Source organism: Blastococcus sp. KM273129 (assembly GCF_021698995.1).
GTDB lineage: Bacteria > Actinomycetota > Actinomycetes > Mycobacteriales > Geodermatophilaceae > Blastococcus.
Genome location: NZ_SSXB01000022.1, coordinates 1 through 15408 on the forward strand (window position 1 = coordinate 1; position 15408 = coordinate 15408).

The 15408-nt window shown below is 72.9% G+C and carries 16 protein-coding genes; all 16 read right to left on the minus strand.

Annotated features, from left to right (window positions below):
- Positions 1-63: 63 nt before the first annotated feature.
- The 16 genes from E9565_RS08820 to secE all read right to left on the minus strand — a co-directional run bounded on the left by E9565_RS08820 (position 64) and on the right by secE (position 15376).
- A complete protein-coding gene (locus tag E9565_RS08820; RefSeq protein ID WP_236826429.1) occupies positions 64-675 on the minus strand; it encodes a hypothetical protein in 612 nt (203 codons plus the stop codon).
- Between the two features lie 71 nt (positions 676-746).
- Positions 747-2015, minus strand: coding sequence for an MCE family protein (locus tag E9565_RS08825; RefSeq protein ID WP_236826428.1), 1269 nt, complete (start codon positions 2013-2015; stop codon positions 747-749).
- Positions 2012-3277, minus strand: coding sequence for an MCE family protein (locus E9565_RS08830; protein WP_236826427.1), 1266 nt, complete (start codon positions 3275-3277; stop codon positions 2012-2014). The genes E9565_RS08825 and E9565_RS08830 overlap by 4 nt, the downstream gene beginning before the upstream one ends.
- Positions 3274-4530 (minus strand): MCE family protein, encoded by a 1257-nt coding sequence (locus E9565_RS08835; protein WP_236834681.1) that lies wholly within the window; start codon positions 4528-4530, stop codon positions 3274-3276. The genes E9565_RS08830 and E9565_RS08835 overlap by 4 nt, the downstream gene beginning before the upstream one ends.
- Entirely contained in the window at positions 4530-5519 is a 990-nt protein-coding gene (locus E9565_RS08840) for an MCE family protein (protein WP_236826425.1), read from the minus strand. The genes E9565_RS08835 and E9565_RS08840 overlap by 1 nt, the downstream gene beginning before the upstream one ends.
- A 38-nt stretch (positions 5520-5557) precedes the next feature.
- Complete coding sequence (locus E9565_RS08845; RefSeq protein ID WP_236834683.1) at positions 5558-6625, minus strand: MCE family protein; 1068 nt, start codon at positions 6623-6625, stop codon at positions 5558-5560.
- Entirely contained in the window at positions 6622-7998 is a 1377-nt protein-coding gene (locus E9565_RS08850; protein WP_236834685.1) for an MCE family protein, read from the minus strand. Before E9565_RS08850 ends, E9565_RS08845 begins: the two co-directional genes overlap by 4 nt.
- A 7-nt stretch (positions 7999-8005) precedes the next feature.
- Positions 8006-8875 carry an ABC transporter permease gene (locus E9565_RS08855; protein WP_236826422.1) on the minus strand — a complete coding sequence of 290 codons (870 nt, stop codon included), beginning with the start codon at positions 8873-8875 and terminating at the stop codon, positions 8006-8008.
- Positions 8875-9657: an ABC transporter permease gene (locus E9565_RS08860; protein ID WP_255725871.1), complete on the minus strand. Its 783-nt coding sequence runs from the start codon at positions 9655-9657 to the stop codon at positions 8875-8877. Before E9565_RS08860 ends, E9565_RS08855 begins: the two co-directional genes overlap by 1 nt.
- A 29-nt stretch (positions 9658-9686) precedes the next feature.
- Complete coding sequence (locus tag E9565_RS08865) at positions 9687-10811, minus strand: ATP-binding cassette domain-containing protein (protein ID WP_308113110.1); 1125 nt, start codon at positions 10809-10811, stop codon at positions 9687-9689.
- A 285-nt stretch (positions 10812-11096) separates the two neighbouring features.
- Positions 11097-11492: a 50S ribosomal protein L7/L12 gene (rplL, locus tag E9565_RS08870; protein ID WP_236826420.1), complete on the minus strand. Its 396-nt coding sequence runs from the start codon at positions 11490-11492 to the stop codon at positions 11097-11099.
- Positions 11493-11509: 17 nt separating this feature from the next.
- Entirely contained in the window at positions 11510-12103 is a 594-nt protein-coding gene (rplJ, locus tag E9565_RS08875) for a 50S ribosomal protein L10 (RefSeq protein WP_091929128.1), read from the minus strand.
- 401 nt (positions 12104-12504) lie between these two features.
- Positions 12505-13224: a 50S ribosomal protein L1 gene (rplA, locus tag E9565_RS08880; RefSeq protein ID WP_236826419.1), complete on the minus strand. Its 720-nt coding sequence runs from the start codon at positions 13222-13224 to the stop codon at positions 12505-12507.
- Between the two features lie 88 nt (positions 13225-13312).
- Positions 13313-13741, minus strand: coding sequence for a 50S ribosomal protein L11 (gene rplK, locus E9565_RS08885; RefSeq protein WP_236826418.1), 429 nt, complete (start codon positions 13739-13741; stop codon positions 13313-13315).
- 70 nt (positions 13742-13811) lie between these two features.
- Entirely contained in the window at positions 13812-14717 is a 906-nt protein-coding gene (nusG, locus tag E9565_RS08890; protein WP_236826417.1) for a transcription termination/antitermination protein NusG, read from the minus strand.
- Positions 14718-14836: 119 nt separating this feature from the next.
- Positions 14837-15376: a preprotein translocase subunit SecE gene (secE, locus tag E9565_RS08895; RefSeq protein ID WP_236826416.1), complete on the minus strand. Its 540-nt coding sequence runs from the start codon at positions 15374-15376 to the stop codon at positions 14837-14839.
- Between the last annotated feature and the right edge of the window lie 32 nt (positions 15377-15408).

Here is a 15408-nt window from a genome sequence, read left to right on the forward strand (position 1 = left end):
GGTGCGGGCCGGGGGCGCGCCGTGGGGCGCGGGCGGTCTGCCGGTACCTGGCTCATCGGTGCCTCACCCTCCCCGGATGGCCGACAGCAGCCAGCGGCCGTCGACCTCGGTCAGCTCTACCTCGATCCGGTAGCGCAGCAGCTGGGCCTGCTCGTCGGCGTTGCTCTTCTGGGTCGACTCGATGACCAGGAGCGCCGTGGCCTCGCCGGCGTCGGCCCGGGTGATCCCCGCGCCGACGACCTCGGTGCTGACGACGGCCTCGGACTCGAGGATCTGCTGGCGGCGCTCCTCCAGCTGGGCGACCGTCTCCTCCCCCAGTTCGCCGGTCGCCACCTGCTCGATCTCGCGGATGTCGTCGTCGAGGGTGACGTGGTCGAACGAGGTCAGGTCCACGACGTGCGCCCGGGCCGCCTGCAGCGCGTCGACGTAGTCGCCGGTCCGGATCGTCGACGGCTCCGGGCGGGTGGACCAGAGGACGACGGTCGCGGCCACGAGCAGGGCCAGCAGGAGTGCGAGCAGCGGCACCACCGGGACCGCCGGCCCGGCGGCCCGCGCGCCGTCGCCCGCCGGGTCCGCGTCAGCCGTCCCGGCGGCGGGGACCGCGGGCTCCTCGTCGGCGGTGGCCGCGGGCGCACCGCCGCCCCCCGGTGTCCGGGGCCAGGCGTTCCTGATCACCGGCGCATCCTCCTCTGTCAGCTCGGGGCCCGGGCCCGCGGCGCGACCGCGACCGACCCGGACGGGTGGGGTCAGGCCGCGGTGCGGGCGAACGGGCTGGCGCCCAGCAGCTCGCCGAGCAGCTCGTCCAGGCCGGCCAGCACCGGTGGGCGGGTGCCACCGCCGCTCTGCGGCCCGGTGCCGGCGACGCCGCCGGAGCGCCCGATGTTCTGCTCGCCGCGGATGCTGGCGCCGGTCTCGTCGACGCCGTCCCCCGGGTTCGGGTCGGCTCCGTCGACGACCGCGCAGCGCACCGCGTCGGTGTCCAGCGCCTGCACCGCGCCGGGCCCCGGCAGGGCGCCGGTGGGGACGTAGCCGCTGGTGCAGGCGTGCGGGTCGCCGGCGTTCAGGACGAACCCGAAGTGCGCCCGCATCGTGCCGCCGTCGTCGCGCACGACGGTGAACCCGCCCGAGACCACGTCCGGGTAGGTCACCAGGAGCTGCTCGACGCCGTCCAGCCGCGGGATCGTGACCCGGTTGAGGACGTCGAGGTTGCGGATCAGCGGGCCGAGCCCGGGGCCGGCCTCCTCGACCAGGCGCTGCAGGGCGTCGCCGGCGGCGGGGGCGGTCACCAGCAGGCCGCGCAGGTCGGCGTCGCTGGCCACCAGCGTGTCGCTCACCAGCCGCAGGTCGGCCGCCCACTGCTGGATCGCCGAGCGACCGGCCACCTGGGTGTCCAGCACCGTCCGGCTGTCACGGATCAGCCGCAGCGTCTCGGGCAGCGACTCCTGGGCCCGGGCGAGCAGGAGGTCGCCGTTGTCGATGAGCCGGCCGAGGTCGTCCCCGGCCCCGGCGAAGGCCCGGCCCAGCTCGTCGACGACGATCCGCAGGTTCTCCTGGTCCAGCGAGCCGACCAGCTCGTCGACGTCGAGCAGCAACTGCTCGACCGGCACCGGGATCGCGGTGCGCTCCTGCGGGATGACCGCGCCGTCCTCCAGGAAGGGGCCCTCCCCGTCGTCCGGCACGAGGTCCACGTACTGCTCGCCGACCGCGCTCCGGGTGGAGACCACGGCCCTGGTGTCGGCGGGGACGGGCTCCGCGCCGGGGTCGATGGTGAGCGTCACGCGGACCCCGTCCTCGACCAGCTCCATGTCCGTCACCCGGCCCACGGAGACCCCCCGGTAGGTCACCTCGGCGTTCTCGAAGATCCCGCCGGAGTCCCGGAAGTCGGCGGCCACCTGGTAGCCCGTGCCGAGCAGCACCCGGTCCAGGCCGACGTAGGTGAAACCGAGGTAGGCCATCCCGAGGACGGCCACCAGGGCGAAGGCGGTCAGCTGCAGCTTCGTGGTGCGGGTGATCACGGCCGGCCTCCCAGCAGGTCGGGGAGGCCGACGAGGCCGCCCTCTCCGGGCACCCGGCCGACGATGCCCTCCGGCAGCAGCGCACCCGGCCCGGCCCCCCGACCGGGGTCGGCCGTGCCCGTGCCGCCTGCGGGCGCACCGGAGCCGTTGCCCGGCGGGGTGCCCGGGACGCCGCACCGCTGGCCCGTGGGGTCCTCGGGCGCGAGCTCCTCCAGCGCCCCGGTGAGCGGGTCGACGGCGTAGCGGCAGAGCACCTCGGTGAGGTCGAGGTCCAGCGAGGCGGTCATGTTGGTGAACAGGCCGTAGCCCCCGGTGCGCAGGTCCTGACGGTAGTTCAGCGCCGACAGCGAGCTGGCGGGGAACGGGTAGGTGAGCAGCAGGTCCAGCGAGCCGGCCAGGTCCGGGCCCGCGGAGGCGAGCTGGGTGAGGATCGGCTGCAGCAGCCGGAGGTCCTCGACGGTGTTCGCGCCCGCCTGCTCGATGACGCGGGTGCCGACGTCGCCCAGCCGGGCCAGGCTGTCGAGCATCGAGACCAGCAGGTCGCGCTGCTGGTTCACCACGTCCAGGCCGGGGCCGATGGTGTCCAGGGCCGTCTCGATGGTCCCGGTGCGCTCGGCCAGGCTCGTGGCGAGCGCCTCCACGCTGTCCAGCGCCCGGCTGATCTCCGACCGCTGGGCGTCCAGCCCGCCGATGAACGTGTCGAGCTGCTCCAGCGTGCTGCGGATCGCCGTCTCGCGGCCCTCCAGCGCGGTCCCGAGCTCCCGGGTGATCGTCTGCAGCTGGGTGAGCCCCCCGCCGTTGAGGACGAGCGACAGCGCGCCGAGCAGCTCCTCGACCTCCACGTTGCGGTTGGTGCGGTCCAGCCCGATCCGCGCGCCGTCGGCCAGCACGCCGCGCGGCTCCTCCCCGCCGGGGGGTGCCAGCTCGACGAACTTCTCGCCCAGCAGCGAGGTCTGCTGGATCATCGCGACGGCGTTGGCCGGCAGCTCGACGTCGCCGTTGACCGACAGCGTCACCACGGCGGTCCAGTCCTCGCCCAGCTCGATCTCCTCGACCCGGCCGACCGGCACGTCGGCCACGCGCACGCCGGACTGCGGCACCAGGTCCAGCACGTCCAGGAACTCCACCTGCACGGTCCAGGGCTCGTCCCCGAGGTCTGCCCCGCCGGGCAGGTCCAGGGAGTAGGCACCGCGGAAGCCGCAACCGGCCAGCAGCAGGACGCTGCCGGCGAGGGCGGTGACCCGCACCAGGGGCCGGGTCACCGCGGCGCTCCCGCGATCTCGGGCAGCCCGATGAGCGAGCCACCGGTGCGACCGCCGGAGGAGCCGCCGCCGAAGAGCGCGGTGAGCAGCTCCTGCAGGTCGCTCACCCCGTTGCCGTCGACGTCGTCGAGGGCCCCGTCGGCGTCCGCGTCCCCGGAGAGCAGCCGCGTGCAGATCTGCTCGATCGGCGGCAGCTGGAGGCCCTGGGTCAGCGGGTCGGTGAGCACGTCGGGCACCAGGTCGAGGTCGAGCCGCAGCCGACCGGTGGCGCCCAGGATCTGGCAGACGATGACCTCGGGGCTGGTGGCCCCCATCGAGTTGTCCCGCGTGTCCAGCGTCCCGTAGTCGGGGTTGTAGGCGTGCGCCAGGTTGCCCAGCGCGGCGGGTGCGACGTCGAGCACCTCGGCGAGCGCGTCGCGCTGCCGCACCAGCGCCAGCGTGACGTCGGCCAGCCGGTCGACGTTGGTGCGCAGCAGGTCGGTGTTGTCCCGGACGAAGCCCGCGACCTCGCCGAGCGCCTGCGACAGCAGCTGGATCGCCGTGGCGAGGTCCTCGCGCTCCTCCTCGAGCAGGTCCGCGACGGCCGCCAGGTTCTCGTTGAACAGCCCGACCTGGTTGTCGATGCCGGCCAGCGCGCTGGTGAACCGCTGGAGGTTCTCCACCGAGTCGAACAGCCCGTCGCGGTTCTCGGCGAGCGTCTCCACCGCCTGCGAGAAGCCGGCCAGCGTGCGGTTGAGGGCGTCCCCGTTGCCCTGCAGGTTCGCCGCGCCGACGTCGACCAGGTCAGCCAGCGCGCCGTCGGCGTTCGCCCCCGTCGGCCCCAGCGCCACCGCCAGCTCGTCCAGCGCGCCGTAGACCGCGTCGAGCTCCACCGGGGTCGCCGTGCGCTCGACGGGCACCTCCGCGCCGTCCTGCATCGTCGGACCGCCGGAGTACACGGGGGCGAACTGCACGTACCGGTCGGAGACCAGCGAGGGTGCGAGCACCACCGCGTCGGCGTCGGCCGGGATGGCGTAGCCGTCGTCGATCAGCATCTCGACGCGCACGCGGTCACCCTCGGGCCGGACGTCGGTGATCTCCCCGACGTGGATGCCGAGGATGCGGACGTCGGAGCCGGCGTAGAGCCCGACGGCCTGCCCGAACCACGCGGTGACCCGGTACTGACCGGCGGGCCGGAGCACCGTCCAGCCCAGGGCGCCGACCAGCACCAGCGCCGCGGCGAGCGCGACGCCGCGCTGCAGGGAGCCGCTCATCAGTTCCCCTCCCGGCAGGAGACCGGCGCGCCCACGACGCCCGGCCCGCCGCACACGATGCTGCCGACCACGCCGGGCAGCAGGTTGTCCACGAAGCTGTCGAACCACCGGCCGTTGCCCAGGGTGTTGGTGAACACCCGGACGAACGGCGCCAGCCGGTCCACGGTCCGGGCGATGTCGTCCCGGTTGCGCGCCAGGATCTCGGTGACCCGGGAGAGCTGCGCCAGCGCGGGCGTCAGCGCCTCCCGGTTGTCGGCGACCAGCCCGGACAGCTGCGCCGACAGCTCCTGGGTGCTGGTCAGGATCGCGTCGATCAGCTGCCGCCGTTCCTGCACCTCGGTCAGCAGCGTGTTCGAGTCGACGATGAGCCGGGTGAACTCGCCGTTGCGGTCGGCGAGCACGTCGGTCACCGTCCGCGTCGCCGAGAGCAGCTGCCGCAGCTGGGCGTCGCGGGAGGCGATGGTGTCCGACAGCCGGGCCAGCCCCTCCAGCGAGCTGCGCACCTCGTCGGGGGTCTCGGCGAAGGTCTCGGCCAGCACCTCGAACGAGCCGGCCAGCTGGGCGGTGTCGAGGTCCTGCACCGTCGTCGAGAGGTCGGCGAACGCCTCGACGACGTCGTAGGGCGCGGCGGTGCGCGTCAGCGGGATGCGCTCGTCGGGGTCCAGCGGCGCGCTCCCCCGCGGCACGAGCGCCAGGTACTTGGCGCCGAGCACCGTCTCGATCTTGATGGCGGCCTCGGAGCGGTCGCCCACGAACGCGTCCCGGACGCGGAACTCGACCGTGACCGCGCCGTCCTCCAGCGCGAGGCTCTCCACGCTGCCCACCTTCACGCCGGCGACCCGGACCGGGTCGTCGGGCCGCAGGCCGGCAGCCTCGGAGAACTGCGCCCGGTAGACCGTGCCGCCACCGACGAGCGGCAGCGACTGCGCGTTGAACGCCAGCAGCACCAGCACGGCGATGACCGTCAGGCTGACCGCGCCGATCGGCACGGGGTTTCGGCTCCGGAAGGGCCGGGACGGGCGGGCCATCAGCCGCACCCCCGCTCGCCGTTGCGCAGGCCCCCGGTCGGGACCTCGACCGCGTTCTCGCTGCCGTCGGGGTTGCTCACCGGCAGCACGACGTTGCCCGAGGCCCCGCAGAGGAAGAAGTTGAACCAGCTGCCGTTGACCGCCGTGCGGGTGACCAGGTCGAGCTTGGTGGGCGCGAGCTGCAGGAAGTCCTCGAGCACCTCGCCGCTGTCGGCCAGGGTCGTCGAGAGCGCCTCCAGCCCCCGGATGTCGGCGGTCAGCGGTGCGCGCACGTCGACGAGCAGGTCGGTGGTGGCCCGCGCCAGCCCGTCGACGGTCTGCAGGGAGTCGAAGATGGCCTGGCTGTCGCCGGCCAGCCCGGTGACGAACTGCTGCAGGCTCACGATCAGGCCCGACAGCTGCTCGTCGCGGGCGGCGACGCTGCCGAGGACGGTCGTGAGGTTGTCGATGACGCTGCCGATGACGGCGTCCTTGTCCGCCAGCGAGCCGCTCAGCGACGCGATGTGCCGCAGCAGGCTCTGCACCGTGCCGCCCTCGCCCTGGAAGACCTGGATGATCTCGAAGGAGAGCCGGTTGACGTCCGCCGGCGACAGCGCCTGCAGCAGCGGCTGGAACCCGCCGAACAGGGTGGTGAGGTCCAGCGCGGGGGTGGTCTGCGCGAGCGGGATCAACGCGTCCTCCTCCAGGACGCGACCGGCCGAGCCGTCCCCCTCCTGGAGCGCGACGTAGCGCTGCCCCACCAGGTTGCGGTAGCGGATGGTGGCCCGGACCCCGGCCGGCAGCGGGACGTCGGCGCTGACCTCAAGGGCCACCTCGGCGACGGGCCGCTCGGTCCCCTCGGCCAGCCCGATGGCGGTCACCTGGCCGACCCGGACGCCGGCGATCCGCACCTCGTCGCCCTCGACGAGGCCGGCGACGTCGGTGAAGTGCGCCCGGTACGCGCGCTGGTCCCCGTAGCCGGCGTTGGTGATCGTGCTGACCAGCACGTAGCTGGCCAGCACGGTGACGAGCGCGAACGCCACCAGCTTGGTCACCGGCGCGGCCATCCCGCGCAGCGCGCCCCTCACCGGAACGCCACCTGGGTGCCGCGCAGGACGGGCGCCAGCGAGGAGACCGCGAGGTCGGAGACCTGGTCGGGCCCGGTCCCGGTCTGGTGGGCGAGGATGCTGCGCACGAAGTCCAGCTCCGCCGTCGATCCGGCGAGGTCGTGGGGCAGGGAGTTGCCGGCCCGGGGGTTGGGGTCGCCGGCCCCCTCGGGCACGTCGTCGGGACCGCGCCCGCCGAGGCAGGTGGGGTTGCCCGACACCGGGTTGTCGGCCGAGTCGACGCCGTCCTCCGGCGGGGTCGGGCAGTAGTACTCGCCGCGCTCGGCGGCCCGGATCAGCCCGTCGATGTCGTCCAGACCCTGGCAGTCGGGGCCGCTGCGGTCGAGGTAGGCGGGCTGGTCGCCGGGCACGTAGGGGTTGCGCGGCGGAAGGGTCACGACGATGTTCAGGTTCAGCGACGGGTCGCCGTCTGCGCCGAACGCCTCGCTGATCATCGGGTTGAAGCGGGTGAGGCCCTCCAGCAGGCAGGGGTACACCGGCGAGTACTCGGCGAGGACGCCCAGCACCGGCCGCGAGGTCTCGGCGAGCGAGATGATGGTCCGCTCGTTGGCCTCCAGGAAGCCCGCGGTGGCGTCGCCGGCCGCCCGCCCGACGGTGAAGGTCCGGCGCAGCTGCTCCTGCTGGTCGACCAGGGTCGTGCTGGTCACGGCGAGGTTGTCGAGCACCGCGAGCAGGTCGTCGGCGGCCGACTCGTAGGTGTCGGCGAAGTCGGCCAGCCCGGTGATGTCGGCCTGGAGGTCCGGGAGCACGGTGTTCAGCTCGCCGACGTACTGCCCCACGGCGGCGAGGTTGGCGCCCAGCCGGTCACCCCGCCCGCGCAGCGCGTCGGCGACGGCACCGAGCGTGGTGGCCAGGTCCTGCGGCTCGACCGCCTGCAGCAGCGGCAGCAGGCCGTCGATGACCCGCTGCAGCTCGATGGCGTTCTCGCTGCGGTCCTGGCCGATCACGTCGCCGTCGGCGAGCCGCTCGGCGCTGGGCCGGTCGGGCAGCTCGAGGGAGACGAAGCGCTCGCCGAACAGCGTCTTGGGCAGCAGGCGCGCGGTGACGTCGGCCGGGATCTGCTCCAGGAACTCGGGCCGGATCGCCAGCTCGATCTCGGCGCCGTCGGCGCTGGCCCGCACCTCCCGGACGTCGCCCACGATCACGCCCCGCACCTTGACGTCGGAGGCCTCCTGCAGCTGGTTGCCGACCGTGTCCGCCCGCAGCGTCACCCGGGCCACCTCGGTGAACGCCTTCTGGTAGGCGGCCACGGCCAGACCCAGCAGCAGCGCGAGCACGACCAGGAAGGCCAGCCCCTGCAGCCGCCGGCGGACCACCGCCCCGCGCGTGCTCATCTCCCGCTCACCCCGCGATCCGGACCGTCGTCGTGGAACCCCAGATCGCCAGCGACAGGAACAGGTCGATGACCATGACCGCGACGATCGAGAAGCGCACCGCCCGGCCGACCGCCAGCCCCACACCGGCGGGGCCGCCGCCGGCGCGGAAGCCGTAGTAGCAGTGGCTCAGGATGATGACCACCGCGAAGACCAGGACCTTCAGGAACGACCAGAACACGTCCTGCGGCGGCAGGAACAGGTTGAAGTAGTGGTCGTAGGTGCCGGTCGACTGCCCGTAGGCCTGGGTCGTGATGGTGCGCGTGGCGAAGTAGCTGCTGAGCAGGCCGAGCACGTACAGCGGGATGACGGCGACGAAGCCGGCGACGATGCGCGTGGTCACGAGGAAGGGCAGCGACGGCACGCCCATCACCTCGAGGGCGTCGATCTCCTCGTTGATCCGCATGGCGCCGATCTGGGCGGTGAACCCGCAGCCGACCGTGGCCGAGAGGGCCAGCCCGGCCACCAGCGGGGCGATCTCCCGGGTGTTGAAGTAGGCGGAGAGGAACCCGGTGAAGGCCGAGGTGCCCAGCTGGTCCAGCGCCGCATAGCCCTGGAGCCCGACCTCGGTGCCGGTGAAGAAGGACAGGAAGGCGATGACGCCGACCGTCCCGCCGATCACCGACAGCGCGCCCGAGCCGAACGTCACCTCGGCCAGCAGCCGGAGGACCTCCCGCTTGTAGCGCCGCAGGGTGCGCGGCACCCAGCCCAGGGCGCGCCCGTAGAAGCCGAGCTGGTCGCCGAGGTCGTCGAGGGTGTCCAGCGGCCGCCGGTAGACGGTGGTGACCACGCGGCGCAGCCGGATCCGGACCCGGTCGGTGGGTGAGAGGAGCGCCATCACGCCCCCTTCGGGGGGACGAACTGGAAGTAGAGCGCCGTCATCACGAAGTTCACCGCGAACAGCAGCAGGAAGGTGATGACGACCGCCTGGTTGACGGCGTCACCGACGCCCTTGGGGCCGCCGCCCGCGTTGAGCCCCTTGTAGGCGGCGACGATGCCGGCGATGAGCCCGAAGACCAGCGCTTTGATCTCCCCGGACCAGAAGTCCTCCACCTGGGCCAGGGCGCTGAAGGAGGCGAGGTAGGCCCCCGGCGTGCCGCCCTGCAGGACGACGTTGAAGAAGTAGCCGCCGGCCACCCCGACGACGCTGACCAGGCCGTTGAGCAACGTGGCCACCAGCATCGCGGCCAGCACGCGGGGGACGACGAGGCGCTGGATCGGGCTGATGCCCAGGACCTCCATGGCGTCGATCTCGTCGCGGATCTTGCGCGCGCCGAGGTCCGCGCAGATGGCCGACCCACCGGCGCCGGCGATCAGGAGGGCGGTGACGATCGGGCTGGCCTCGCGCAGGACCGCGAGCACGGAGGCGGACCCGGTGAACGACTGGGCGCCCAGCTGCCGGGTGAGCGACCCCAGCTGCAGGGCGATGACGGCGCCGAAGGGGATCGCCACCAGCGCCGTCGGCAGGATGGTCACGCTGGCGACGAACCAGGTCTGCTGGATGAACTCCCGCACCTGGAACGGCCGCTTCGGCATGGCCCGCAGCACGTCGAGGGCGAAGGCGAACAGCTTGCCGCTCGCCGCCAGCGGCCGGGTCGGCGAGTACCTGCCGTCGAGCAGCCCCGGCGCGGCCGGCTTCCCCGTGGCGGTCACCCGTCGCCCCCGGCCCGGGGCAGCACGACCGTGGGTGCCGTCGCGCCGGGCTCCGGCGCCCAGTGCCGGCCGCCCGGGACCGGCGTCGGCCCGAAGACCCCTGCGTCGGCCTGCGCGAGCAGGTCCGCGGGCAGGGAGGCGCGGATGGCCGCGGCGGTGGCCGGGTCGAACGTGTGCAGCATGCGGGCGACCCGCTCCTGCCTGCGGCGCACGGCCCTGCGCTCCGGCAGCCCCGGGGACGGGTCCAGCTGCGGCGGGACGGCGTCGCCACCCGTGGCGCCCTTGGGCCCGATGCCGTTGTGCTGGTCCCCGCCGCGCGCCTCCAGGGCCGCCATCTCCGCCTCGACCTGGGCGACGTCCTTCTCCTCGCTCATGCCGATCGGGCCCTCGCGGCGGCCGTTGAGGAACTGGCGGACCACCGGCTCCTGGGAGGTGAGCAGCTGCTCGCGGGGGCCGAACATCGCCAGGTGGCGGCGGAAGAGCAGGCCGAGGTTGTCGGGCACCGTGCGGGCGGTGCCGATGTCGTGGGTGACGATGAGGAACGTCGCGTCGATCTGGGCGTTGAGGTCGACGATCAGCTGGTTGAGGTAGGCCACGCGGACCGGGTCCAGCCCGGAGTCCGGCTCGTCGAACAGGATGATCTCCGGGTCCAGCACCAGCGCGCGGGCGAGCCCGGCGCGCTTGCGCATGCCTCCGGAGATCTCGCCCGGGAGCTTGCCCTCGGCACCCTGCAGCCCGACCATGTCCATCTTCTCGAGGACGATCCGCCGGATCTCGGACTCGCTCTTGCGCGTGTGCTCGCGCAGCGGGAACGCGATGTTGTCGAAGAGGTTCATCGAGCCGAAGAGCGCGCCGTCCTGGAACAGCACGCCGAAGAGCTTCCGCACCTCGTAGAGGCGGGCCTCGCTGGTGCGGACGATGTCGGTGTCGGAGATGACGATCGAGCCGCGCTCGGGCTTCAGCAGGCCGACCAGCGACTTGAGGAAGACCGACTTGCCGGTGCCCGAGGGCCCCAGCAGGACCGAGATCTCGCCGGGCGGCAGCGTGAGCGTGACGTCGCTCCAGATGTTCTGGCTGCCGAACGACTTGGTCAGCCCCGAGACCTCGACTGCGACGCCCACGTGTCCCCTGCCTCCCGTCCCGGCCCTGCCACCGGCTCCCCGCACCGCCGCACCGGCCCCGGCGGTCCCTGCGCCTCGATCCCCCCGCGTACGGCGGGATCCCAGCGCGTCACTACCGGTCAGTAACGATCACGCCCGGCGAAGGTTACGTGTGTCACGGGGTTTCGGTGACGCGGGTCTCCACGGACGGCGGCAAACCACCCGGACATGCGACAGGGGCCGTCCTCCCGAAGGAGGACGGCCCCTGCCGTGGTGGTGCGTTCCCCGGTCAGGCCGGGGAGGGGGTCACTTGACGGTGACGGTGGCGCCGGCGCCCTCGAGAGCGGCCTTGGCCTTCTCGGCGGCGTCCTTGGCGACCTTCTCCAGGACCGGCTTCGGGGCGTTGTCGACCAGGTCCTTGGCCTCCTTGAGGCCGAGCGAGGTCAGGCCGCGCACCTCCTTGATGACCTGGATCTTCTTGTCGCCGGCGCTCTCGAGGATGACGTCGAACTCGTCCTGCTCCTCGGCAGCGGCACCGGCGTCGCCGCCGCCACCACCGGCGGCGGGGGCGGCCGCGACGGCGACCGGGGCAGCAGCGGTGACCTCGAAGGTCTCCTCGAACTGCTTCACGAAGTCGGACAGCTCGAGGAGGGTCATCTCCTTGAACGCGTCGAGCAGCTCCGCGGTGGACAGCTTGGCCATGGTGTCTCCTTCTGGGGTCAGTCGGTGCTGGCCGCGGCGTCCGCGGCGTCAGCGTCGGGGGTGGTGTCAGCAGCAGCGGCTTCGGGAGCGCCGGCCTCGGCGGGCTTCTTCTCCTTGAGCGCCTCGGCGAGCCGGGCGACCTGCGACAGCGGGGCCTGGAACAGCCCGGCGGCCTTGGTCAGGTTGCCCTTCATGGCGCCGGCCAGCTTGGCCAGCAGCACCTCGCGCGGCTCGACGTCGGCCAGGGCGGTGACCTCGGCGGGGCCGACGGTGCGGCCCTCGACGACGCCGCCCTTGACGACGAGCAGCGGGTTGGCGCGCGCGAAGTCGCGGATGGCCTTGGCGGCCTCGACGACGTCGCCCTCGATGAAGGCGATCGCGGTCGGGCCGTTGAGCAGCGGGGCCAGGTCGGAGTGCCCGACCGAGTCCGCCGCCCGCTTCGTCAGGGTGTTCTTGACGACGGCGTAGCTGCTGCCCTCACCGAGGGAACGGCGCAGCTGGGTCAGCTGCGCCACGGTCAGCCCGCGGTACTCGGTGAGCACCGCCGCGCTGGACGACTGGAACCGCTCGGTGATCTCGTCGATCACCGCGGCCTTCGCCTGCGTGGGCATGGGCCTCCTCTCGTCTGTCGGGCGACTGCTGGACGCTGCACGACTGCGTGCGACGGAGGGCCCGGAGACGAGGAACGCCCCGGCGCAGGGCGCACGGGGCGAGGGGCGGGCGCGGACGCCTGCCGATCGAACCGTCCTCCTGCGCGGGTCGCCCGGAGCTCCGGGACCTTCGATCGCACGCGGACGTGCGACGACCAGCGGTCTTGGGGGGAACGGGAGCAAGAGTACGCGATGAGCGCGGGAAGGCGGTACCCGCCCGGGTGGAAGACGCCGAGATCACGTGGTCTCGGCGCGTCACGAGCCCGGAAGCCCCGAGATCGCGGGATCTCGGCAGGGGGGTCGAAACGAGCGGGGCCCCGTTCCGCGGCGCGGAACGGGGCCCCGGTCGGGCGACGAGCTGCTTACGCGCTGGGCTCGTCCACCGTCAGGTTGCGGGTGCGGTTCGGGTCGACCGGGATGCCCGGGCCCATGGTGGTGGAGATGGTGACCTTCTTGAGGTACCGGCCCTTCGCCGAGGACGGCTTGGCGCGGAGCACCTCGTCGAGGGCGGCGGCGTAGTTCTCCACCAGCTTGGCCTCGTCGAAGGACGTCTTGCCGATCACCAGGTGCAGGTTGGCCTGCTTGTCGACGCGGAAGTTGATCTTCCCGCCCTTGATGTCGTTGACGGCCTTGGTGACGTCGGGGGTCACCGTGCCCGTCTTCGGGTTCGGCATCAGGCCGCGGGGCCCGAGGATGCGGGCGATGCGACCGACCTTGGCCATCTGGTCCGGCGTCGCGATCGCGGCGTCGAAGTCCAGGAAGCCGCCCTGGATGCGCTCGATCAGGTCGTCGGAGCCCACGACGTCGGCGCCGGCGGCCTCGGCCTCGGCGGCCTTGTCACCGGTCGCGAAGACGATGACGCGGGCGGTCTTGCCGGTGCCGTGCGGCAGGTTGACCGTGCCGCGGACCATCTGGTCGGCCTTGCGCGGGTCGACGCCCAGGCGCATGGCGACCTCGACGGTGGCGTCGTAGGCGGTCGTCGACGTCTCCTTGGCCAGCGAGGCGGCCTGGAGCGGGCTGTACAGGTTGTCGCGGTCGACCTTCTCGGCCGCTGCGCGGAACTTCTTGCCGTGCTTCGCCATGGTGGTTCCTCTCCCGGGGTCCGTGCCCCGGTCCTGTGGTGAACGGGCCGGCGAAGGCCCTCCCACGCGATCTGTGTGTGGTGGTGCGTCAGACGACCGTGATGCCCATCGACCGGGCGGTGCCGGCGATGATCTTCTCGGCCTGGTCGAGCGAGTTGGCGTTGAGGTCGGCCATCTTGGTGGTGGCGATCTCGCGGACCTGGTCACGGGTGACCGTGGCGACCTTGGTCTTGTGCGGCTCGCCCGAGCCCTTCTCGACACCAGCCGCCTTGAGCAGCATGCGCGCCGCCGGCGGGGTCTTGGTGACGAACGTGAAGGACCGGTCCTCGAAGACCGAGATCTCCACGGGGATGACGTTGCCGCGCTGCGACTCGGTCGCGGCGTTGTACGCCTTGCAGAACTCCATGATGTTGACGCCGTGCTGGCCCAGCGCCGGACCCACGGGCGGCGCGGGGGTGGCCGCACCGGCGTTGATCTGGAGCTTGATGACCGCGGTCAACCGCTTCCTGGGGGGCATGACTTCTTCCTTCGATCGGAACTACGTGATGTGTGCTGCAGGGCCTCGGTGCAGCGGGAGCACCGAGGTCCTACAACTTCTGGACCTGGCTGAACGAGAGCTCGACGGGCGTCTCGCGGCCGAAGATGGAGACGAGCACCTGCAGCTTCTGCTGCTCGGCGTTGATCTCGTTGATGGTGGCGGGCAGCGTGGCGAAGGGGCCGTCCATGACGGTGACCGACTCGCCCACCTCGAAGTCGACGACGGCGGCCGGCGCAGCGGCGGCGCCGCCCGTGCTCGCCGTCGCGGTCTCGGTGGCCCGCGGCGCCTGCGGCGTGGTGGCCGGGGCGAGGATCTTCACGACCTCGTCGATCGTCAGCGGCGAGGGCTTGGAGGTCGCGCCGACGAAGCCGGTGACGCCGGGGGTGTTGCGGACCGCGCCCCACGACTCGTCGTTGAGCTCCATCCGGACCAGCAGGTAGCCGGGCAGGACCTTGCGGTTGACCTGCGAGCGCTTGCCGTTCTTGATCTCGGTGACCTCCTCGGTGGGCACCTCGATCTGGTAGATGTAGTCCTCCACGTCGAGGGACTGGATGCGTGCCTCGAGGTTGGTCTTCACCTTGTTCTCGTAGCCCGCGTAGGAGTGGACGACGTACCAGTCGCCGGGGGCGATGCGCAGCGCCTTGCGCAGTGCCTCCACCGGGTCCTCGTCCTCCTCCGCCGCGACGTCGGAGTCCTCGGCGGGCGCGACCTGCGGGTCGGTGGCCAGGGTGGCGGGGTCACCGGTCTCGATCTCCGGCGCTGCGTCGGCGACCTCGCCGTCGGAGATCGCGGCACCCGCGGCCAGGTCGGCGGTGTCGCCGGACCCCTCGGCGGCACCGGCCTCGCCGGCGCCGGTCTCGACGTCGGCGGTGCCGCGCTCGTCGAATCGGGCGTCGTCCAGGTCTGTGCCCTCGACCGCGTTGTCGGTCTCGAAGGGCTCGCGGGGGTCGGTCACTACTTCTCCTCGGTGGCGCTCGTCGGCGTCGTGACCGACGGTGCTGCGCTCATCGGTGATCTCGCAAGCTCGATCACGGGGGTCTCTTCCTTGTCAGGGGCGTTCGGGCGCGGAGCGGGTCAACCGAAGACGGCGAGCACGCCCTGCGCGAAGAGCAGGTCGAGGCCCGCCACCAGCGCGACGATGAACGCAACGAACACGATCACCACGGTGGTGTAGGTGATCAGCTCGCGCCGGCCGGGCCAGATGACCTTGCGCAGCTCGGCGACCACCTCGCGCAGGAAGCGCATGATCGACCGGCGCGGCCGCATCTCCTCGGAGCGCGCCCGCTCCGCCGCGGCCCGGGACCGGGTCGGGGTGCCCTCGCGGTCCGGCGTCGCGGCCGACCGCGCGGCACGGCGGGAGGGCGTGGCGGGCTCGTCGTCCTCGTCGCCACCGGCCGTGATCCGGCCCCGCCGACGGGTGGCCCGGTCACCCCGCGGCGCGGCGACGACCTTGTCCTCGTCGGCCTCGGCCTCGCCGGCCACCTCGTCCTCGGCGGCCTCCAGGGCGGCGGCGTCGTCGACCCCCGGCGCCTCGCGGTCCAGCTGCTCGTCGGTGAGCTCGGCGTCGGAGGCGGCGCGCGCGTCGTCCTCGCGGCCCGGCTTCTCGTCGCTCACTGCGCCTCGCTCGCCTCGTCGGTGGTGGCCAC

Coding starts and splice junctions, on each gene's coding strand:
- E9565_RS08835 (WP_236834681.1), bottom strand. CDS start 4,530: ATGAGCGGCTCCCTGCAGCGCGGCGTCGCGCTCGCCGCGGCGCTGGTG.
- E9565_RS08850 (WP_236834685.1), bottom strand. CDS start 7,998: ATGAGCACGCGCGGGGCGGTGGTCCGCCGGCGGCTGCAGGGGCTGGCC.
- E9565_RS08855 (WP_236826422.1), bottom strand. CDS start 8,875: ATGGCGCTCCTCTCACCCACCGACCGGGTCCGGATCCGGCTGCGCCGC.
- rplL (WP_236826420.1), bottom strand. CDS start 11,492: ATGGCCAAGCTGTCCACCGCGGAGCTGCTCGACGCGTTCAAGGAGATG.
- rplJ (WP_091929128.1), bottom strand. CDS start 12,103: ATGCCCACGCAGGCGAAGGCCGCGGTGATCGACGAGATCACCGAGCGG.
- rplA (WP_236826419.1), bottom strand. CDS start 13,224: ATGGCGAAGCACGGCAAGAAGTTCCGCGCAGCGGCCGAGAAGGTCGAC.
- rplK (WP_236826418.1), bottom strand. CDS start 13,741: ATGCCCCCCAGGAAGCGGTTGACCGCGGTCATCAAGCTCCAGATCAAC.